General features: G+C 32.5%; 21 protein-coding genes and 1 other RNA gene. 5 read left to right on the forward strand and 17 right to left on the reverse strand.

Features of this window, described 5'->3' with window-relative positions; all coding sequences use genetic code 11:
• Window positions 1-31 precede the first annotated feature (31 nt).
• Together ABMY20_RS06425 and ABMY20_RS06430 are read right to left on the reverse strand one after the other, a co-directional pair.
• Entirely contained in the window at window positions 32-871 is an 840-nt protein-coding gene (locus ABMY20_RS06425) for a hypothetical protein (RefSeq protein WP_349264892.1), read from the reverse strand.
• A gap of 179 nt (window positions 872-1,050) precedes the next feature.
• A complete protein-coding gene (locus ABMY20_RS06430) occupies window positions 1,051-1,743 on the reverse strand; it encodes an RNA methyltransferase (protein ID WP_349264893.1) in 693 nt (230 codons plus the stop codon).
• A gap of 88 nt (window positions 1,744-1,831) precedes the next feature.
• On the opposite strand from ABMY20_RS06430, the gene ABMY20_RS06435 reads away from it, so the two are divergent.
• Complete coding sequence (locus tag ABMY20_RS06435; RefSeq protein ID WP_349264894.1) at window positions 1,832-2,524, forward strand: NAD-dependent deacylase; 693 nt, start codon at window positions 1,832-1,834, stop codon at window positions 2,522-2,524.
• Here ABMY20_RS06435 and ABMY20_RS06440 read toward each other — a convergent pair.
• The 9 genes from ABMY20_RS06440 to ABMY20_RS06480 form a co-directional block, all read right to left on the reverse strand.
• Window positions 2,519-2,992: a DUF6495 family protein gene (locus tag ABMY20_RS06440; protein ID WP_073183503.1), complete on the reverse strand. Its 474-nt coding sequence runs from the start codon at window positions 2,990-2,992 to the stop codon at window positions 2,519-2,521. The genes ABMY20_RS06435 and ABMY20_RS06440 overlap by 6 nt on opposite strands.
• Window positions 2,993-3,068: 76 nt before the next feature.
• Window positions 3,069-3,764 (reverse strand): peptidoglycan DD-metalloendopeptidase family protein, encoded by a 696-nt coding sequence (locus ABMY20_RS06445; RefSeq protein ID WP_349264895.1) that lies wholly within the window; start codon window positions 3,762-3,764, stop codon window positions 3,069-3,071.
• A 75-nt stretch (window positions 3,765-3,839) separates the two neighbouring features.
• On the reverse strand, window positions 3,840-4,724 hold the full coding sequence (locus ABMY20_RS06450) for an anti-sigma factor (RefSeq protein WP_349264896.1): 885 nt from the start codon (window positions 4,722-4,724) through the stop codon (window positions 3,840-3,842).
• 76 nt (window positions 4,725-4,800) lie between these two features.
• Complete coding sequence (locus ABMY20_RS06455; RefSeq protein ID WP_349264897.1) at window positions 4,801-5,472, reverse strand: Crp/Fnr family transcriptional regulator; 672 nt, start codon at window positions 5,470-5,472, stop codon at window positions 4,801-4,803.
• A 104-nt stretch (window positions 5,473-5,576) separates the two neighbouring features.
• On the reverse strand, window positions 5,577-7,844 hold the full coding sequence (locus ABMY20_RS06460) for an aconitate hydratase (protein ID WP_047790589.1): 2,268 nt from the start codon (window positions 7,842-7,844) through the stop codon (window positions 5,577-5,579).
• Window positions 7,845-8,034: 190 nt separating this feature from the next.
• A complete protein-coding gene (locus ABMY20_RS06465; protein WP_047790588.1) occupies window positions 8,035-10,812 on the reverse strand; it encodes a bifunctional aconitate hydratase 2/2-methylisocitrate dehydratase in 2,778 nt (925 codons plus the stop codon).
• Window positions 10,813-11,102: 290 nt separating this feature from the next.
• An RNA gene (gene rnpB / locus ABMY20_RS06470) (RNase P RNA component class A) lies at window positions 11,103-11,413 on the reverse strand.
• Between the two features lie 187 nt (window positions 11,414-11,600).
• Window positions 11,601-12,725 (reverse strand): molecular chaperone DnaJ, encoded by a 1,125-nt coding sequence (gene dnaJ / locus ABMY20_RS06475; protein ID WP_073183511.1) that lies wholly within the window; start codon window positions 12,723-12,725, stop codon window positions 11,601-11,603.
• Between the two features lie 66 nt (window positions 12,726-12,791).
• A complete protein-coding gene (locus ABMY20_RS06480; RefSeq protein WP_231128407.1) occupies window positions 12,792-13,367 on the reverse strand; it encodes a nucleotide exchange factor GrpE in 576 nt (191 codons plus the stop codon).
• A gap of 196 nt (window positions 13,368-13,563) precedes the next feature.
• Between ABMY20_RS06480 and ABMY20_RS06485 the strand changes: the two genes are divergently transcribed.
• Window positions 13,564-13,755, forward strand: coding sequence for a hypothetical protein (locus ABMY20_RS06485; protein WP_239179435.1), 192 nt, complete (start codon window positions 13,564-13,566; stop codon window positions 13,753-13,755).
• 62 nt (window positions 13,756-13,817) lie between these two features.
• On the opposite strand, the gene ABMY20_RS06490 is transcribed toward ABMY20_RS06485, so the two are convergent.
• The 4 genes from ABMY20_RS06490 to ABMY20_RS06505 form a co-directional block, all read right to left on the reverse strand.
• Window positions 13,818-14,570: a DUF6503 family protein gene (locus tag ABMY20_RS06490; RefSeq protein ID WP_349264898.1), complete on the reverse strand. Its 753-nt coding sequence runs from the start codon at window positions 14,568-14,570 to the stop codon at window positions 13,818-13,820.
• 135 nt (window positions 14,571-14,705) lie between these two features.
• Window positions 14,706-16,019, reverse strand: a complete 1,314-nt coding sequence (murA, locus tag ABMY20_RS06495) for a UDP-N-acetylglucosamine 1-carboxyvinyltransferase (protein ID WP_047789037.1) — start codon at window positions 16,017-16,019, stop codon at window positions 14,706-14,708.
• Window positions 16,020-16,652, reverse strand: a complete 633-nt coding sequence (locus tag ABMY20_RS06500) for a DUF4290 domain-containing protein (RefSeq protein WP_073183666.1) — start codon at window positions 16,650-16,652, stop codon at window positions 16,020-16,022.
• A 46-nt stretch (window positions 16,653-16,698) separates the two neighbouring features.
• Complete coding sequence (locus ABMY20_RS06505; protein WP_349264899.1) at window positions 16,699-19,029, reverse strand: UvrD-helicase domain-containing protein; 2,331 nt, start codon at window positions 19,027-19,029, stop codon at window positions 16,699-16,701.
• Between the two features lie 229 nt (window positions 19,030-19,258).
• Here ABMY20_RS06505 and ABMY20_RS06510 point away from each other — a divergent pair, with 229 nt between their 5' ends.
• The 3 genes from ABMY20_RS06510 to ABMY20_RS06520 are packed head-to-tail and all read left to right on the forward strand — an operon-like array spanning window position 19,259 to window position 21,088.
• Window positions 19,259-19,876 (forward strand): SatD family protein, encoded by a 618-nt coding sequence (locus ABMY20_RS06510; protein ID WP_349264900.1) that lies wholly within the window; start codon window positions 19,259-19,261, stop codon window positions 19,874-19,876.
• Entirely contained in the window at window positions 19,873-20,586 is a 714-nt protein-coding gene (locus ABMY20_RS06515; RefSeq protein WP_349264901.1) for a DUF3307 domain-containing protein, read from the forward strand. Before ABMY20_RS06510 ends, ABMY20_RS06515 begins: the two co-directional genes overlap by 4 nt.
• Window positions 20,576-21,088 (forward strand): hypothetical protein, encoded by a 513-nt coding sequence (locus ABMY20_RS06520; protein WP_047789042.1) that lies wholly within the window; start codon window positions 20,576-20,578, stop codon window positions 21,086-21,088. Before ABMY20_RS06515 ends, ABMY20_RS06520 begins: the two co-directional genes overlap by 11 nt.
• Window positions 21,089-21,119: 31 nt before the next feature.
• Here ABMY20_RS06520 and ABMY20_RS06525 read toward each other — a convergent pair whose 3' ends face one another.
• A complete protein-coding gene (locus tag ABMY20_RS06525) occupies window positions 21,120-21,344 on the reverse strand; it encodes a hypothetical protein (protein ID WP_349264902.1) in 225 nt (74 codons plus the stop codon).
• A gap of 8 nt (window positions 21,345-21,352) precedes the next feature.
• A complete protein-coding gene (locus ABMY20_RS06530; protein ID WP_281979890.1) occupies window positions 21,353-22,189 on the reverse strand; it encodes a sulfurtransferase in 837 nt (278 codons plus the stop codon).

Consider the following 22,189-nt stretch of genomic DNA (forward strand, 5'->3'; position numbering starts at 1 on the left):
GTGAACGAATTATCCCTACAATATTGTTGGTTTAAGACCATGTATTTTTTAGTTTAGACCAAATGCTATTAGTGTTACTATTTTGTATTTTAGTAATATTCCAACCATTATTTTTATAGGTTGTTTGCATCTTTTTTAAAGCTTCTTGTGATTCTAAAGAATACTCTATATACTCTTGTTCTTTACCCAAAGGAATAACCAATTCAGGAGCGGTTACAATAATCTTATTCCATGGCTTCCAATATTCTTTTAACTCGCCATGTGTTAATGCATAATGTGTTAAGATTGCTTCAATAAAATACTCTTGTAGCTCTAATGGAAGAATACGTTTTTCTCCTTGTAATGATAGCTCTATTTTATAATATACTTCTTTGGCTTCTATATTTATTATAAAAGTAAACAAACCACTATCCCAAGATTTTTCATGGTCACAAACCGCTCCTTCTTCATCATATATGGGTGTACGTAAATTATTGGCTATTTCATAATCATAAATCTGCGTACGCATGTCCTCATAAACATAATTTGAGAATATTTGTGCAGAACTTTGTAATTCTTCTTTTATCCTCTCTTCATTCATTCTATATTCAACAGAAAAATCATCTTTAGTAATTCTTATAAATACATCATTAAAATCCCTTTTTTTGTTTTCTTTTAAATAGTCATCGAAAACTTCATCTAAAACAGGACCGAACTCAAAAATATCTTCAACAAAAATAAACTCTTGTTCATTATGATAATATTTAACTGAAGGGCCGTAACTTCCTGTATAAAATGCCACTTTACAGACAATAGTATCCCAATTTTTATTAACAAATTTATTTTTAAGGTACTCTACTATAATTTTATAATCTTCTTTAATCAGATTCATATCTAAAATGGGTTATCGATTAATTTATATTTTTCTGGTATTTTAACAGGTGTTCCCTTTTGAGATATTTGGACACGGAATTTAGTTGGTCTACTAGGTCTGTTAGCATCTCCGAAAATAGGAACTACTTCAAATTTAAATGTATCTCCAAGGTTTTAAAGTTTGCTTCTTTTAAACTTTTACAAAGTATTTGTTAGCAAATTATCAAGGTCTTTATAATAGTACTCTATCAGTTTCTCTGGATTTTTAATCGTATTTTTTATCCATTTAAAGTACAATACTTTCTTTTCTTCTTCTGAAAGTTGCCAATGTATATCTGTTCTTTTCAAACGTGTAGTTACATCTTGTAAAGTAATAGCTGCTGCTACCGATATATTTAAACTCTCAGTAAAACCTACCATTGGTATTTTTAAAAAACCATCCGCTTCTTGTTTGATATAATCTGAAATCCCATCTTTTTCAGCTCCAAAAACAAATGCCGACTTTTTTGTCACATCAAAATCAGGTAAAATGCAAGAATCAGTATGTGGAGTGGTTCCTATAATTTGGTATCCTTTTGCTCGTAAATCTTCTAAACAAGCTTTGGTATTGTCTCCATCTTCTTTATACCGATGAATATCTAACCATTTCTGGCTTCCTTTTGCTACATGTCTTGAAACCTTGTTCGTAAACTTATTTTCAATTGCATACACATCTTGTACTCCAAAAATATCGCAACTTCTCACCACCGCACTGGCATTATGTGGTTGGTAAATATCTTCTAACACTACCGTGAAATGACGTGTGCGTTCATTTAAAACCTTATAAAAGGTTTCTTTTCTTTTCTCAGTAATGTAGCCTTCTAAATAGGCTAATAATCCTTCATCAATCATACAACAAACATAGTAATTTTTCCTATTTTTAAGCGCAGAGCGATAGCCCAGTATTTATTTTCTTAAACTTGCAACAAAATTTATATTTATGAAAAAACGATTGGTTGTATTAACAGGTGCTGGTATTAGTGCTGAAAGCGGTATTAAAACTTTCAGGGATGCTGATGGTTTATGGGAAGGACATGATATTTATGAGGTGGCTTCACCTGAAGGGTTTCGTGCTAACCCTGAGTTAGTGTTAGATTTTTATAACCAGCGTAGAAGGCAACTTTTAGAAGTTTCTCCTAATAAAGCACATCATAATCTAGTTTCTTTAGAAAATAATTTTGAAGTTGATATTATTACGCAAAACGTAGATGATTTACACGAACGGGCAGGTAGTTCTAATGTGATTCACTTACACGGTGAACTATTAAAAGTACGTAGTACCCAAAATGAAAACTTAGTATATCCTTGGAAAAAGGATATTGCTTTAGGAGATGTTTGTGAAGAAGAAGCTCAATTACGCCCACATATTGTTTGGTTTGGTGAAGATGTTCCATTATTGGAAAAATCTGCTGAAATTACTTTACAAGCTGATATTTTAGTAATTATAGGGACTTCTATGCAAGTATATCCTGCTGCTAGTTTGGTTAATTATGTACAGCATAACACACCAATTTATTTTATAGATCCTAAACCTGCTGTAAATAAAAACGCCTTCAATAACTTAACTATTATTGAAGACGTTGCTAGTTCTGGTACTGATAAGTTAATTACAATACTTAATAAGGCTTTATGAATTTGATGTTAATCGATCAAAATACTCGTACAGTTCTCCTTTAGAAATAGTACTTCCTTTCTCAATTAAGTCAAAAATTTCAGCATTTCTTTCTTCTTGATATGCTTTTGAGCCTCTTAAAAACTCAATTGCTTCATCATTTGGATTTTTTAATAGCCATTCAAATCCTTCTTGCTCTAAAACATTAACCTCTTTATCAATTTTTATCACAATGCGATGCATTTCTTTTTCTTCGCATTTAAATAGGTTTACTAAATTTGGAGAAAAATGTTCTAAGTACTCTGTTTTGGTTAATACATCATCCCAAACAACATCGCTAAATACATTCATTTCATCTTCTGCCACATGTGGTTTCTCTTTTTTTAATTCATCCCATTCTTTTTTATCAATGTTTTGTGATGCTAAAAAACGTGCGAACTCTTCGTGTAATCCTTCAAACTGCTCCTTTGTAAGTTGTCTATATTTCAAAAATTCAAATTTTAATAATTAACTAACCCTAACTTTTATTCATTTTCTTTACTTAGGGCGATTATATTGTTTTGCATCATCCCTCTATGAGGGTTTCATGGGGCAATTTTAATAATAAATTAGGATTAGGGCAATTTTGCTTGTAAAAATCCAACGTCTTTTTTGAAGACACTCCTGGATAATCTCCATAATAATCTTCAATATCTATTATTAACTGAAAGTGTAAATGCGGAGCATAATCTCCATTTACAGAACTATCTCCTAAAGTTCCAATTTTCTCTCCTTGTTTAACTTTTTTACCAACTGATATATCTTCTAAAGATTCTAAGGATAAATGACCATACAATGAATAAAATTCATTTCCTTCTATTGAATGTTTGATTATAATTGTTGGTCCATAATCTCCATAGTTTACATTGTTTTTAAAACTATGAATTTCTCCATCTAATACTGCTAAAATATCTGTACCTGCATCACACCACAAATCAATTCCCAAATGAATATTTCGTTGATTTTCTTCTGATAATTTATTAAAATGTTCACTTCTATTATAAATATCTCTTACTTCTAAATATCCTCCAAAAGCAACTGTTTTTTTATGTTTAAAAAAATAGTTTTCTAAATATGCTTCCCATTCTTTTGATGAAGAAACGTCAAAAGTTAACTCTTTGTTAGATGCAGCTATTGAGATTGGAATGTACTCATTAAAAGGTATGTTGGCATTAATTACATGCAATGGTTTTTGAGATATATTCTTAAAAAAATCTGTCATAAATAGTTTTATATATAAAAAAGAGTAATCAAAGATAATTGATTACTCTTACATATGTAAATTACACAAATTATTCTATCGTGTTACAGTTCCGCTAATTTCTCTAACAGGCCCTGCTTCCATATCAAATGTTACATGATCTTCTGCATCTGCTGGTACTCCATGTGCTAAAGGTTTTAATGTAAATGGAGCTGGACTGTTATCTGGATAGGGTTCAACAGAAATAACAGCTGTTGTTCCTCTTAAATCTGTTGGAAAAATAAATCCATCTGGAGCATTTTGTATAAAATCTTCTCCCGGGTATCCTGGTCCATTATTTTCATTACCTTTAAATGGTGTTGTTGTTGCATTATCATCTGCCATTGCTACATCTGTAAAAGTTCCTGTACTAATTGGCGTACCATTAATAACTACCCAACCTTCATATTTCCAGCCCTCAGGTAAAGTTGGTAAAGAAAGTCCTGTTGCAGGACTCCCTCCTATTAAGTCTAAAAACCAAATACCACTTCTTTCATTATTCATCATTCCATCAGTTGGGGTAGCTAAAATGTATTTACCTGTTGAAGTTGAAAAGTCTCCTACAATTCCTGTAGATGATATTCCTGCTGAATTTCCTGAAAAATCTCCTGCTAGCACTTTAGTATTTGCTGGTGCTGGATCTGGGTCGTTTGCTGGTTCAATGGTTAAAACAAATGTAGTTGCTGCTGATAGCATGTCAGAATCAACTACAAAAGAGCTTTCAGACAATTCTCCTGAATCATTTACATTAAAAGTTCCTGTTGATACAGGAGCTCCTCCTACAATTATCCAACCTTCATACACATAATCAGTTCCTAAATTCTCTAGACCATTAACATTTAAACTTAAGTTTGATGTTTTTGGTGTATTATCGTCATCATCATTACAGGCAACAAAAGTTAACGCACTTACTGCTGCTATTGTTAAAAGTATTTTTTTCATTGTTTTTGTAATTTTGAGTTTATACAAAAACAAAGTTACTTGCAGTTTTTCTAATAAAATGTTAGCTAGCTTACACTTACGCTACTTTTTTAAGTAGTCGTATCTCCTTTCTATTAAAATTAATAATTTTTTCTTCTTTTAACTCGTTCATTAAGGTGTTTAAAGTTGGCCTTGAAGTACCTATAAGTGTTGCTATATCTTTTTGTGTATATGGGTGTTCTATTACTTGATCTCCAGTTTTTTCACATTCATGTCCATATTCTTCACACAACTCTTTAAAAAACTCTAATAAGCGAGTACGTGTGTCTTTAAAGAATAATAACTGAAGCCTTCTTTCTAACTTTTTTATTCTCAAACCAATAAATTTATAAATCTTAAAACTTACAGGTATATTATCTCTCATCAAAGAATACATAGTTTCTCGTGACACTGGACAAATTTCTGTTGTATTATCTATAGATTGAGCAAATTCATTTCGTTTTTCAATACCCAAAATAGCTTTTTCTCCAAATATTTCTCCTTTGGTTAAAATAGCCTTAATTACTTCTTCTCCTTCTTCTGTATAATAACCTAGTTTAACCTTTCCTTTATCTATTAAATAAATTTTATTTGCGACATCTTCTTCAAAATAGATATAGTCTTTCTTTTTATAAAGACTTAAAGTATGTGTTTCTTTATAGGCAGGATATTTATGTGGGCATAATATTTTAAATAAGTTAACATCTTCAAAATACCAAAGTGCACTCATAGTTTTTACTTTTAAATTTTAAGTCGAAAAAGCTAAAAATACATTACAAAAAAAGCTCTGGAGTTTTCCAGAGCTTTTTTTACCTTTATTTTGCGAGTAGCCTTTTAAGCGTTTTGCTTTTTTATTAAGTTTAAAGCTGAACCTTCTTTAAACCACTCTATTTGCCCTTTATTATATGTATGGTTTGTAATAATAATATCTTTTGAACCGTCTGCATGAACAACTTCTATTGTTAATGGTTTGTCTGGAGCAAACTCGTTTAAATCTAAAAAGTTGAAAGTATCATCTTCTTGAATTAAATCATAGTCATTTTCATTGTCAAATGTTAACCCTAACATTCCTTGTTTTTTTAGATTTGTTTCATGAATACGGGCAAAAGACTTTACTAAAACTGCTACTACACCTAAATGACGAGGCTCCATAGCTGCATGCTCACGAGAAGATCCTTCTCCATAATTATGATCACCTACAACTATAGTTGGAATTCCTTTCGCTTTGTACGCTCTTTGTGTTTTTGGTACTGCATCATATTCACCTGTTAACTGACTTTTTACAAAGTTAGTTTGCTTATTAAAGGCATTTACAGCCCCTATTAAACAGTTATTAGAAATGTTATCTAAATGACCACGATAACGTAACCATGGTCCTGCCATAGAAATATGATCTGTAGTACATTTACCGTGAGCTTTAATTAATAATTTAGCTCCTTTTATTTCATCTCCAATTGGTGTAAATGGAGTTAACAATTCTAATCGTTCAGAATTTGGATCTACTACAACTTCAACATCACTACCATCTTCTTCTGGAGCTAAATATCCATTATCGTCAACTTCAAATCCTTTTGGTGGTAATTCCCAACCTGTAGGTTCATCTAACATTACCTCTTCTCCATTCTCGTTGATTAGTTTATCTTTCAACGGATTAAAATCTAAGCGTCCTGCAATAGCAATGGCTGCGGTTAATTCTGGAGAAGCAACAAAGGCATGTGTATTTGGATTACCATCGGCGCGCTTTGCAAAGTTTCTATTAAATGAGTGTACTATTGAATTTTTAGGAGCATTCTTCGGGTCTTCATAACGTCCCCACTGACCAATACATGGTCCGCACGCGTTAGTAAATATTTTTGCATCTAAGTTTTCAAAAACTTGTAAGATACCATCTCTTTCAGCAGTATAACGTACTTGCTCAGACCCTGGGTTTATACCAAACTCTGCTTTTGTTTTCAATCCTTTATCTATTGCTTGTTGTGCAATAGAAGCCGCACGCGATAGATCTTCATAAGAAGAGTTTGTACAAGAACCTATCAATCCCCATTCTACCTGCAATGGCCAATCGTTTGCTTGAGCTTTCTCTGTCATTTCCTTTCCTACTGGAGTAGATAAATCTGGCGTAAAAGGTCCGTTTAATAATGGGCCTAATTCTGATAAATTAATTTCAATTACCTGGTCAAAATATTGTTCAGGGTTTGCATATACTTCAGCATCTGCCGTTAAGTATTCTTTTATTTCATTTGCTGCATCTGCTACATCACTTCTATCTGTTGCTCGTAAATAACGCTCCATAGATTCATCGTAACCAAAAGTAGAGGTTGTTGCTCCAATTTCTGCCCCCATATTACAAATAGTTCCTTTTCCTGTACACGACATTGCTGTTGCACCAGGTCCAAAATACTCTACAATAGCACCTGTTCCTCCTTTAACTGTTAAAATTTCTGCAACTTTTAAAATAACATCTTTTGGTGCTGTCCATCCAGATAATTTACCTGTTAACTTCACACCTATCAACTTAGGAAACTTTAATTCCCAAGGCATTCCTGCCATAACATCTACAGCATCTGCACCTCCAACACCAATAGCTACCATTCCTAAACCTCCTGCATTTACCGTATGAGAATCTGTACCAATCATCATTCCTCCCGGAAAAGCATAGTTTTCCAAGACTACTTGGTGAATAATACCCGCTCCTGGCTTCCAAAAACCAATTCCATATTTATTAGAAACTGACTCTAAGAAATTAAAAACTTCGTTTGAATTATTTAATGCTGTTTGCAAATCTGTTGAAGCACCTACTTTTGCCTGAATTAAATGATCGCAATGCACCGTTGTTGGTACAGCTACTTTATCTTTTCCTGCTTGCATAAACTGTAACAATGCCATTTGTGCTGTTGCATCTTGACAAGCGATACGATCTGGAGCAAAATCAACATAATCCTTTCCTCTTTCGAAAGCTTTCGTTGGTGTTCCATCCCAAAGATGTGTGTATAAAATTTTCTCTGCTAATGTTAAGGGTTTTCCAGTAATTTTTCTTGCAGTATCTACTCGTTCTACTACTTTACTGTATACCTCTTTTATCATTTCTATATCAAAAGCCATATTTATTAATTTTTGTTATCCTACGAATTTACCAAAAAAAAATAGTATAGAAATGAAGCTACTATATAATTATAATGAGTTTAAATAGTTATTATCTATAATAGATTTTCTAATTTTATATGTAGTTAACAGTATAAAAAAAGCTCAAGTATTATACTTGAGCTTTTAGTTACTTTATTTAATAAATAAATTATACTACTAACTGCTTTTGAGATGGCTTAAACTTAGTTAAAACAATACCATCAACTGCTTTTTCGTACTCTTCCATAGTTGGAGTTCTTCCTAAGATAGTAGACAAAACAACAACTGGTGTTGAAGATAATAGTGATTCTCCTTTTTTCTCTCCTGAATCTTTTACAACTCTTCCTTGGAATAAACGTGTAGATGTTGCCATTACCGTATCTCCTGGTTCTGCTTTTTCTTGGTTACCCATACATAAGTTACAACCTGGGCGCTCTAAATATAGCATGTTTTCATACTTTGTACGTGCTAAGCCTTTTGGAGCATTATCATCAAATTCAAAACCTGAGTACTTCTGTAACACTTCCCAATCGCCCTCTGCTTTTAATTCATCAACAATGTTATAGGTTGGAGGTGCTACTACTAACGGAGCGTTAAATTTTACTTCTCCTTGTTGAGATTCAATATTTTTTAACATTTGAGCTAAAATTTTCATATCTCCTTTGTGTACCATACAAGATCCTACGAAACCTAAATCTACTTTTTTAGTTCCTCCATAAAAAGATAATGGACGAATAGTATCATGTGTGTAACGTTTAGAAACATCTTCATTATTTACATCAGGGTCTGCAATCATTGGTTCAGCAATTTCATCTAAATCAATAACTACTTCTGCGTAATAATTCGCATCAGCATCTGGTTTTAAAGCTGGTTTTGTACCAGTTTTAAGCTCTTGAATTCTGTTATTGGCTTTATCAACTAAACCTTGTAACATTTGCTTTTCGTTATCCATACCTTTATCAATCATGATTTGGATACGATCTCTTGCAATTTCTAAAGATTCAATTAACGTTTCTTCTTCTGAAATACAGATAGAAGCTTTTGCCTTCATCTCAGCAGTCCAGTCTGTAAATGTAAAGGCTTGATCTGAAGTTAAGGTACCAATGTGTACCTCAATAACACGCCCTTGGAATACGTTTTCACCATCAAATTGCTTTAACATTTGTTGTTGCGTAGCGTGTACCACGTCACGGAAATCCATGAAGCTTCTCATATTTCCTTTGAAGGTTACTTTAACTGACTCTGGAATTGGCATAGTTGCCTCTCCTGTTGCTAAAGCCAATGCTACTGTACCTGAATCGGCACCAAAAGCAACTCCTTTAGACATACGAGTGTGAGAATCTCCACCAATAATAATATCCCAATCATCAACAGTAATATCATTTAATACTTTATGAATTACATCTGTCATTGCATGATATTGACCTTTTGGATCACGCCCAGTAATTAAACCGAAGTCGTTCATAAATTTCATTAAACGAGGAATATTAGCTTTTGACTTATCATCCCAAACAGAAGCTGTGTGACACCCCGATTGGTAACCAGCATCTACAATTGGTGAAATTACCGTAGCTGCCATCATCTCTAATTCTTGAGACGTCATTAAACCTGTAGTATCTTGAGACCCTACAATGTTTACTTCTACACGAACGTTAGAACCTGCATGTAATGTCTTACCTGGTGTAGTTCCAACAGCATTTTTATTGAAAATTTTCTCAACAGCTGTTAAACCTTGGTTTTCAATAGAGATTTCTTTTGATGCTGCATATACTTGAGGTATATCAATACCTAAAGCTTTACAGGCAAAAGTTTGTAATTTTTTACCGAAAACTACAGCATAAGATCCTCCAGCCTTAATAAACTCCATCTTTTGAGGAGTTAAAGCAGTAGAAATATCTTTTAACTCTTGATCTCCGTTATATAATTTTTTCTCTTTTGTATTGATTGTTAAAACAGTTCCAGTTTTAACAGAATACATCTCTTTTAAAATTGGTTCTCCATCTTTATCTACAACTGTATTACCGTTTTCATCTTTTTGTTTTACCCAGTTTTTTAAATCGATTCCAATTCCTCCGGTTACTCCAACTGTGGTTAAGAAAATAGGTGCTATACCATTAGTACCGGCAATTACTGGCGCAATATTGATAAATGGTACGTATGGAGAAGAAGGAACACCTGTCCATAATGCCACATTATTTACTCCAGACATACGAGAAGATCCAACTCCCATAGTTCCTTTCTCAGCAATTAACATTACACGCTTATCTGGGTGTTGTTCTTTTAATGCTAATAATTGCTGTTGCATTTCTTTATCATGCTCAAAAATAGATTGTCCGTGTAACTCACGATCAGATCTAGAGTGAGCGTCTGCTCCAGGAGATAATAAATCGGTAGAAATATCACCTACACCTGCAACAAAAGTTACTACTTTTATTTCTTCTTCTACTTCTGGTAACTTAGTAAAGAATTCTGCCTTAGCATAGCTTTCTATTAATTCTTTAGCTATTACATTGCCATCTTTATATGCTTTTTCTAATCTTTCTGTATCTGCTTCATATAAGAAAACTTGAGTTTTTAATACTTTCGCTGCTTCAACGGCAATATCAGCATTATTTCCAAGTGCTAAATCTAATAACACTTCAACAGATGGACCACCTTTCATGTGTCCTAATTGTTCAAAAGCAAAAGCAGGAGTTATCTCTTCTACTACAGATTCACCTAGAATAATTTCTTTTAAAAAGTTTGCTTTTACGCCTGCAGCACTTGTTGTACCCGGTAAAACATTATAGATAAAGAAATTAAGAGAGTCTTTTCTGTGAGGATTGTTTACATCTTTAATTTGTGAGATGATTTCAGTTAACAATTCACTTCCATCGATAGGTTTAGGGTGAAGACCTTGACCTTTTCTTACTTCAATCTCCTTTAGGTAATCTGAGTATGTGTTCATAAAAAGTTTTGTTTTTAAATATTTAGAAGGAAATAGTAAAAGTTATTACGTATTAAAACCGTTCTTTTACAGCTTTATCCTGTTAATTTTTGCTTAGCAAAAGTAATATTTTAACCTCAATTTTAAAAATAAACAACAAAACAGTCAAAAAAGCAAATTAATTTAATTAGAAAGACCTATTTTTAAAAATATATCAAAAAAACAAGTGTAAAAACACGCAATAATTATCAAATTGATAATTCACTATTTTTAAGTGTATTAAAAAAAATGCTATAATGATTCTAAATAAGAAAAAAAGCAGACCCATAAGCTGGATTCTGTCCCTTAAAAAATAAGGTTCTTATCATTTATCTAGTTCTGAAATTACTCTCAGAATCAATCTGCCTACCCCTTAGAATCGCGCGAGTAGCGCTCAAGCTCTAATGTACATGGCATTGCACCGCATAGAGTTTACCTGGTTTCACTACAGCATTACCTGTACATTCTTTCTGTTGCACTTGTCCTCGGTTTACACCGGACGGATGTTATCCGCTATGCTACTCTATGGTGTCCAGACTTTCCTACTTATATTTTCTACAAGTCGATAAGATAGGTCTGCTATTATATTGTTATAATCAAATAAAAGTTCACACCTCTATTCATAAAAAAACCCACTCAAAAGAATTGAGTGGGAAAATTGCTATGAAAAAGAAAAAGTGTCTAGAACGTCTCCTAGACACTGCAAATATATAACTGTTTTTCGTTTAAAAAAAATTTTATTTAAAAAAATTATCTTTTTTATGATTTTTTTAAGAAAACATGTCTTTAACCTTTTCAAAGAAAGATTTGTCTGATTTCTGAGGGTTTGGGCTAAAGTTCTCATCTTCTTGCATTTCCTCAAAAAACTTACGTTGATCTTTCGTTAGTTCTTGCGGAGTCCATACATTTATATGAATTAAGAAATCTCCATTACCATAACGCTCAATACTTGGTAATCCTTTTCCTTTTAAACGTAAAATCTTACCTGATTGCGTTCCTGGTTCTATCTTAATCTTTACTTTTCCTGTAACAGTTTCTATTTCTTTTGATACTCCTAAAACTGCTTCTGAAAAATTAATATATAAATCGTAGTGAATATTACTACCTTCACGCTTTAAATTTTCGTGTGGTACTTCTTCAATTAATACTAATAAATCTCCTGGAATTGAGTTTTTACCTGGAGCTTCATTTCCTTTACCTCCTACTTTTAATTGTACACCTTCTGTAACACCCTCTGGAATATTGATAGAAACGGTTTCTTCTTTTACTACCATTCCTTGGGCATCTGCTCCACTTGGTTTTTTATCTAGCATCTCTCCTGCTCCATGACAGGTACTACAAGTAGTAGCTGTTTGCATTCTGCCTAAAATAGTATTGGTAACACGCATTTGTTGTCCGCTACCATTACATGTTGAACATGTTTTATAGGTTACTCCGTCTGCTTGAACTTTTCTACGAACTTTTACCTTCTTTTCTACACCTTTGGCAATTTCTTCTAGTGTTAACTTTACACGGATACGTAAGTTACTACCTTTAACTCGTGCTTGACGGTGACCTCCACCACCAAAACCACCGAAACCTCCTCCGAATGCTCCTCCGAAAATATCTCCAAATTGGCTAAATATATCATCCATATTCATACCTCCACCACCGAAGCCTCCATGACCTCCTTCAAAAGCAGCATGACCGTACTGATCGTAACGAGCTTTTTTGTTATCGTCACTTAACACCTCATAAGCTTCTGCGGCTAGTTTGAATTTTTCTTCAGCTTCTTTATCATCAGGGTTTTTATCTGGATGGTATTTAATAGCCATCTTACGATATGCCTTTTTAATTTCAGCTTTTGATGCTGATTTTGATAATCCTAATATTTCGTAATAATCTTGTTTTGCCATAACTTTCAATGTTCAACTATTAGTAAGTATCGTTAGTGACCAATAGTTGTATTAATGATGATTGTTTTACGCTTGCCCCATTACTACTTTAGGGTGACGAATAATTTTATCTCCTAGCTTATATCCTTTCTCCACACAATCTATAATTTTTCCTTTTAATTCATCTGAAGGTGCTGGTATTTGTGTTATTGCATCATGAACTTCTGCATCAAAATCATCTCCTGGTTTTACTTCTATTTCAGTTAACCCTTTTTGAGTTAAGGTGTTTTTAAACTTATTATTAATAAGTTCCATACCTTTTAATAACTCAGAGTCTTCTGTTTTTTTAATTTCTGCCAAACCTCTATCAAAATCATCCATAATTGGCAGTAAAGCTGTCATTAATTCTTGACTTGCAGTTTTAAAAAGTTCAATACGTTCTTTTGAAGTACGTTTTTTATAGTTTTCAAACTCTGCAAATAAACGCAAATATTTATCTTTCTCTGCTTGAATTAATTCTTCTGCCGTTGGCTCTTCTTTAGCTTCAACCTCTTTATTTTCTTGAGTTTCTTCTTGATTCTCTCCTAAGTCGCCATTTTTAATAGCGTCGTTAATTTCGTCTTCTTTTGTATATTGATCTTTACTCATTGTAAATCGTTTCATGTATTTAACACTTTTTGATTAACAATAATACTGCCAATAAAAGAAATGTGTCATAATGACATTGTAGCATAACTTCTCAAAGAAACTCACGGTATAAGGTGTAAAAAAACACATTTATCTTTTGTTCAAAGATTTCAAAACTATATATTTAAGAAATTTTTATTAATTAATTTATAACATAAAAAAGTTCCTCATTATGAAACAGAATTTTTTAAACATTTCAGGAGTTACCGTTCTTTCAAAGAACCAACAAAAGAACTTAACAGGTGGTGCTGCTATTGATCTTAATAAATGTGGATGTGACTGCTCAGGAAGCGTTACAGGTCCTATTTATTGTCATCAATATTTTGCTTGTACACAAGAGTACACTTGTAATGAAGAAATGTAGAGAAATAAAAAAGCTGTTATTTTAAAAATAACAGCTTTTTACTTCATTATAAGTTTATAACTTTATAAAGGTTTAACTAATTTAGCCTTTGTAGGTATAACAAATTCTGCTTCTTCAATAAACTTTATGTTTGATAACTTAACCTCTCCTATCTCTTCTCCATATCCGTTTTTTAATGACCACATATGAAAAGTCCAATTAGTTGCAAAAGGAATTGAATTAACTAATTCGATATTGTTATACTTAATAGCATGCGGTTCTTTTTCTGCTTTTTCCTTTCCTTTACCAAAAGTAACAATATACGCCGCTCCTTCTAAAAAGTTTGTACTAGGATTTTTATAAATTACATACCAGTCGTCTGGTGCATCACCTGTTCCAGAAGCAAAGGTTAGTTTACCTGTATCAAAGTTTTTAGTTCCCCATTTATTTTCTTCAAAATTAGACCAAATAGTTCCATCGTCGTTTAGTTTATAAGGTAACCCTAAAAAATAAGACCATGTAAAAATATCAAACCTTGCTGCTGCTAAATCTTTCTCTTTTATTCCAACTGAATACACTTCTTTTCCGTCAAAAAGTATTATTTCTCCATTATTTTTCTCTATCTTTATTTTACCTCCACCTGGTTCTTGTGTTATTGTTCCTGTTAAGCGATTTTTTCCACCAAAAGTTATGTCTATATCATACTTTAAATACTTTTGATTCATAAAAGCTTTTTTATGATGCGCTTTTTCTATTGAAGACGTAAAGTCTTTCTCTTGAGCTACAAAAATTATTGTTTGTAATAGTAAAATAACAAGTGTTATTCTTTTTTTCATAATGATTCATTTAAGTTAAAGCGGCTTAGTCGAAACAAGTTTCTTTTAATTACACTGTGCTTTAATTTTTTTCGTCATAAAAAAATCCCAAGTTAATTGATTTGGGATTTATATTTATTTCTTGTTACTTTTTTACTAGCTATCAATTCGTTCAATCTTTGCTCCGATAGATTTTAAACGTGCTTCGATATCTTCGTAACCTCTATCTATCTGTTCAATATTATTAATAATACTTGTCCCTTTTGCTGAAAGTGCTGCTATTAGTAATGAGATACCTGCACGGATATCTGGAGAGGTCATTTTTGTTGCCTTTAACTGTGATTTAAAGTCATGACCTATTACTGTAGCTCTATGTGGATCACACAATATTACTTTTGCTCCCATATCAATTAGCTTATCTACAAAGAACAAACGACTCTCAAACATTTTTTGATGAATTAGTACGGTTCCTTTTGCTTGTGTGGCAACTACCAATACAATACTCAATAAATCTGGTGTAAACCCAGGCCATGGTGCATCTGCTACAGTTAATACTGACCCGTCAATATAACTTTGAATTTCGTAGCTTTCTTGCTCTGGTATGTAAATATCGTCTCCCTTTCTTTCTAATTGAATTCCAAGTTTTCTAAATACATTAGGAATTTGTCCTAAATCATCCCAACTTACATCCTTAATTGTCAATTCCGAACGTGTCATAGCAGCCATACCTATCCAACTACCAATCTCAATCATATCTGGCAATATAGTATGTTCACAGCCTTTTAGAGTTTCCACTCCTTCAATAGTGAGTAAATTAGATCCTACTCCAGTAATTTTTGCTCCCATTGAGTTCAGCATTTTTGATAATTGCTGAATGTAAGGCTCACAAGCTGCGTTATATATTGTTGTGGTTCCTTTGGCTAATACTGCAGCCATAATAATATTTGCTGTACCAGTTACCGAAGCTTCATCTAGCAACATCTCTGCTCCTACTAATCCTGTTTCTGTTTCTACACCGTAGAAATATTCTTCACGATTATATCGGAATTTTGCTCCTAAATTGATGAATCCTTCAAAGTGAGTATCTAGACGACGACGTCCTATTTTATCGCCTCCTGGTCGAGGAATATATCCTTTTCCAAAACGAGCCAATAACGGACCAACAATCATAATAGACCCTCTTAAAGAGCTTCCATCTCTTTTAAATTCTGGTGACTCTAGATATTTTAAATTGATATCGTCTGCTTGAAAACTATATGAGTTTTTAGATAATTTTTCTATTTTAACTCCTAATTCTCCTAAAATAAAAATCAGTTTATTAACATCAATAATATCAGGAACATTGTTTATAATTACTTTTTCTGACGTTAACAACACCGCACATATTACCTGTAATGCTTCATTTTTTGCTCCTTGTGGTGTTATTGTTCCTTTTAATTTGTGACCTCCTTCTATTTTAAATGATGCCATTTACTTTTTTCTGTATTTAGTATTTGTTTTTCCTTTTGATTTGTGCTGTCCTTGTCCGCTACGTTTTCTTAACAGGCTTTTGCTATCTGTTAAGTCCTCATCAATGTCTCGAATATCTATTTTTCCTTCAGACAACTCATATAAATGATCGAAAATAACACTGTCTTCAACTGTGTCTTTGTTCCAGTTTAAATAGCATTTTTTCATATGATTAGCAATGGTGAATACCAAAGCTTCTTTCATATCTCCCTCTTCCCATGTTAAAGCAACATCAATCATGGTTTGAATATTTGTACCATAAAAACGATACTTTGATGCTGATTTTGGATATGGCAATCGCTCAGGAGATTCTTGTAACTCTTCCTTTGAAGGTGTTTCGTAAGGAGAATCAACATCTAACTGAAAATCTGCCATTATATGTAACTGATCCCAAAGTTTATGCTTAAAATCAGGCACATCGCGTAAGTGAGGTTGTAAATTACCCATTACATCAATAATAGCTTTAGCCATTGTATTTCGTTCTTCTTTATCTTCTAAAGCGATACAATGATTCACTAGCTTTTGTATATGCCTCCCATATTCTGGGATGATTAATTTGGATCTTTTCGAATTGTATTCTAAATCAAACGTCATTTCTCTATATTTTATCTATGCAAAATAGGTAATTATTATGAATTAACTACCCGATTATTTTCAATTTTGCAAATTGTAACAATAATTTCTTTTTACCTACGGTACTAAACTCTATTTCTGCTTTTTTATTGGGTCCTTTCCCTTCTAAAGCTACTACTTTTCCAGTACCAAAACGGTTATGTTCTACTACGTTTCCTACTGTGATTTCTCCATCAAACAAATTCATTTTTGGGCTCATTTCTGAAACCTTCTTCATTTTACTTTTTGGAGGAACCATATTTGTTTTTTCCTTCTTCGCTAAGAACTCTTTTCTTTTCTTTTGAATTGGTTTTTGAAAACGTATTTTCTTTGGTGAATCGTCTTCAAATAAACTAGCATCAATAAACCTATTTACTGATGGTTCAGGTACTTTTGGCGTTAAATACTCTAAATATTGCTCATCTATTTCTTCTAAAAACCTACTTGGCTCACCATCAGTTAATTTACCCCAACGATAACGTGTTTGTGCATAAGTTAAATACGCTCCTTTTTCAGCTCTTGTTAACGCTACGTAAAACAAACGACGTTCTTCTTCTAACTCACTGCGAGTATTCATACTCATTGCTGAAGGAAATAAACTTTCTTCTAAACCTACAATGTACACGTAAGGAAACTCTAACCCCTTAGATAAGTGAATTGTCATTAACGAAACTCTAGGTTCTTCATCTTGTTTATCGGAATCAAAATCAGTGGCTAGTGCGACGTCTTCTAAAAATGAAGTTAATGATGCGTCTTCTCCTGTTTCTATTTTATCGGTAATAAAGTCTTTTATTCCGTTTAAAAGTTCTTGAACGTTTTCAACCTTATTAACGCCTTCTGGAGTTCCATCTTTTTGTAAATCTTTTACTAGCTGAGTTTGCTTTACCACCAAATCAGCAATTTCAAAAGCATTTTTTGTTTGCGCTTCAATTTGAAAACGCTGAATCATGTTTACAAAATTCTGCAACTTTGTTTTGGTTCCAGAGTTTATATTAATATCTACTGTACTGATATTTTTTAAAATATCAAACATCGATTTTTTGTAATGATTCGCTGCAATTGTTAATTTATCTAACGTTGTAGCTCCAATCCCCCTTGCTGGGTAGTTAATAATACGTTTTAATGCTTCCTCATCATTCGGATTGATTAAAATTCGTAAATACGATAGTAAATCTTTAATTTCTTTACGTTGGTAGAATGAAATACCTCCGTAAATTTTATATTTAATATCTTTTTTACGCAATGCATCTTCTATAGCTCTTGATTGTGCGTTGGTACGATATAAAATTGCAAATTGATCACTTGTTAACTGATGATTCATTTGGTTTTCCCAAATAGATTGCGCCACAAAACGCCCTTCTTCTCCATCAGAAATTGTACGCATTACCTTCACACTATCTCCTGCATCGTTAGCTGTCCAAATTTCTTTATCTAGCTTCGTTTTATTCTTATCAATTACACTATTCGCAGCGCGTACGATGTTACTTGTTGAACGGTAATTTTGTTCTAACTTGAATGTTTTTACATCTGGGTAATCCTTCTGGAAGTTCAAGATATTTTGAATATTCGCTCCACGGAATCCATAAATACTTTGCGAATCATCTCCTACCACACAAATATTCTGAAAACGATCAGCCAACGCACGTACAATTAAATATTGCGAATGGTTGGTATCTTGGTACTCATCTACCAAAATATATCGGAAACGATCTTGATACTTTGCCAACACATCTGGAAAACGTGCTAATAATTCATTGGTACGCAATAATAAATCGTCAAAATCCATCGCTCCTGACTTAAAACATCTATCTACATATTCTTTATAGATATCACCTGTTCTCGGTCTACTCGCTTCTAAATCGGCTTGTTGTAAATCAGAGTTATTAAAATACGCTCTAACCGTAATTAAGCTGTTTTTAAAAGACGATATTCTGCTTAAAATTTGTTTTGGTTTGTATCGATCTTTATCTAAATTCATTTCTTTGATAATCGTCGTTATCAATCGAACTGAATCTTGTGTATCGTAAATGGTGAAGTTTGACGGATAACCTAATCGATCAGCCTCTGAACGTAAGATACGTGCAAAAACTGAGTGAAATGTTCCCATCCAAAGGTTTTTAGCTTCACTATACCCCACTACTTTACCAATACGATCTTTCATTTCACGAGCAGCCTTGTTGGTAAATGTTAACGACAAAATGTTAAAAGCATCTACACCTTGCTCCATTAAATAAGCAATTTTATAAGTCAGCACTCTCGTTTTACCCGATCCTGCTCCTGCTATAATTATCATTGGGCCGTCTTTTTGTAAAACAGCTGCTCTCTGTGGTTCGTTAAGTTGCTCTAAATAAGTATTCAATGGAAATTAAATTGAAAGTATTTTAAAAATGGAAAATTAACCAATCTTTTAGGTTTTTTAAAGATTCTATCCTTTTTTTTATTCACTAATTTTTAACCCTATAAATTCAAGCTAAAATCCGAATTAACAGAAATTCGTCTTATAACCCTTATTTTAAAATATTCGTTTTAAAACCCGAATTATTTGGAGTTTTCAATTTGAAAAGCTATTTTTACTAAAAATTGAATACATGACAAGTGTAATTACTGGTGATATTATAAACTCTAGAGGTGTTTCTGCTGAAACATGGCTTCCTGTACTGAAAGAATCCTTCAATACTATCGGGAAAACACCAAAAACATGGGAGCTTTTTCGCGGAGATAGTTTTCAAATTGAAATTGAAAATATTGCTGAAGCTCTTCTTTTTATTTTTAAGCTAAAATCTACTATTAAAAAAATAAAAGATTTAGACATTCGTTTAGCTATTGGTATCGGTAATAAAAGTTTTGATACAGAAAAAATTACCGAAGCCAACGGTGAAGCTTTTATAAATTCTGGGTATGCTTTTGATTATTTACTTAAAAAGCAAAATTTAGCTTTGAAAACTCCTTGGGAAGATATTAACGACGAGTTTGAAGTTTCTATAAGCTTAAGTTTGTTAATAATGGACAATTGGACAACTAATTCTGCTGCTTTTGTATATATGTCTCTACAAAACCCTGAGTCTACTCAAAAAATTATCGCTAAAAAACTAGCTATTTCAGAAAGTAGCGCAAGTGAACGAAGAAAACGTTCCGGTTTTGATGAAATTATGAAACTAGAAAAACGTTATAGAAAACTTATGAATCAGAAACTAACTAAAATATGATACTGTTTTTAAAACTACTCGTTGCTCATTTATTAGGTGATTTTGTTCTACAACCTAAAAATTGGGTAAAAGATAAGGAGAAAAAGAAAATAAAATCTAGCAAACTTTATGCTCATATAGGTGTTCATGCTATTTTATTACTATTATTATTACAATTCAATTCTACATACTGGAGTGTTTTTTTACTTGTAATTATTTCTCATTATTTAGTAGATCTTGGAAAACTATATTTTCAAAGAAAGAAGAACAAACGTTTATTCTTCTTTTTAGATCAGGTTTTACATATATTCTTTTTGGTTTTAGCCACATATATATATACTCCTTTTAAAATTAGCATAAATGCTATTTTAACTCAACAAAATTTATTACTTTTTACTTGTTTAATTTTTGTCACTTATACTTCATCAATTATCATAAATACATTAATTTCTAAATGGAATCCAGAAAAAGGTAATAAATCAACAGAACAATCGTTAGCCAATGCAGGTAAGTATATTGGTTTTTTAGAACGTATATTAATTTTTGTTTTTATCGCGATTAACCAATGGGCAGGTGTTGGATTTTTACTCGCGGCAAAATCTATATTTAGATTTGGAGATTTAACAGCATCAAAAGACAGAAAACTTACTGAATATGTACTGATTGGAACTTTACTAAGTTTTGGATTGGCAATTTTAACAGGACTCGTATATTCGCATTATGGAAGATAAAATTATTGAAGGGCTTGCTTATGCCCTACCAGCACTAGTAACTGGCGGCGTAGCTTACTTAATTTTAGGCCGCTTTATTGAACAAGACAATAAAGAAAAAACATTCAATGCTTTAGTTGAAAAAAAGCGTGAAAGTTTACCCACAAAGCTACAAGCTTATGAGCGTATGTTGTTATTTTGTGAGCGTATCAACCCATCAAAATTACTGTTAAGAGTAAATCCTATAGGAGATGATGCTGATAACTATCTGCAACTTTTAATTGGTAATATAGAACAAGAGTTTGAACATAATTTAGTGCAGCAATTATACATTTCTGATGATAGTTGGAAAGCTGTTTTAGCAGCTAAATTAGCTATTATAGCTAAACTTCGAAACACAGCAGAAAGTTCTGAAACTGCTAAAGATTTACGTGAAAATGTATTAATTGACTACTCGCAACAGGAAAGTCCAGCAAACACAGCTATTTCCTTTTTAAAACAAGAAGTCAAAAAACTGATATAAAAAAAGCCTCAATATTGAGGCTTTTTTTATTCTATTTTTCCTTAACTATAAAGTAATATATCACATAAAGCCAACTTAACAATCCGTGTAGTATAGCAAATAATACTGATTTATTTCTATCCCATGAAATTACAACAGCTATTACAGTTCCTAAACCTAAACCGTTCCTTACCATTACTCCATTAAACCCCGAATCATGAGCATAACCTTGTAAGGTTAAAAACAACATTATTAGTAGCAAAGTATTCTTTTTCATTTCCTAATTTATTTTTCAACAGGCAATTCTAACCTACTAGCCCACTCTGTCCAAGAACCGTCATATACACTATAGTTAATATTTCCTGATTCTTCTGCTCCTAAAGCTAAAATACATGCCGTAATTCCTGAACCGCAAGAAAGAATCATTTCTTCTTTATTCGGATTCATATCTGAAAATATTTTCTGAAGCTCTTCTTTCGATTTCATCTTACCATTTGATTGCAATTCTGCATAAGGCAAACTCATAGAATTCGGAATATGACCTCCTCTTAAATCTTTTCTTGGTTCTGGTTCCGTAGCATAAAACCTTCCTTTGGAACGAGCGTCTAATATAACTTTATTATCACGAGAAGCTTTTAATACTTCCTCTGTAACACTTATTTTACCCTTATTAAGATTAGCTTTGAAATTCCCTGTTAAGAATTCTCTTTCTTTTTTAGACTCAACTGTATAACCAGCGTCTTTCCAAGCAGGTAAACCTCCGTTTAAAACTGCGACATTTTCAAAACCAAACACTTTAAATAACCACCAAACTCTAGGAGATGAGTACACTCCTAAATCATCGTAAACAACAATACAGCTATCATTATTTATCCCTAATTTTTGAGCCTCAGTTTCAAAATATTTTTCTGAAGGAATCGTATTAGGGTATTCCGCTTCATTATCTAAGAAAACATTCTTTAAATCAAAGAAAACAGCATTTTTAATCTGCTGTTTTTCTTTTTTATTATCTGTTTTGGCTCCTATTTTCTGAATAGTTGCATCAAGAACTATTAAGTTATCTGCGCTTAAATTATCGTGCAACCAATCAACAGAAACTATAGGTGATTTTACTGTAAGCAT

It is taken from the genome of Tenacibaculum sp. SSH1-16, assembly GCF_040104435.1.
GTDB lineage: Bacteria > Bacteroidota > Bacteroidia > Flavobacteriales > Flavobacteriaceae > Polaribacter > Polaribacter mesophilus.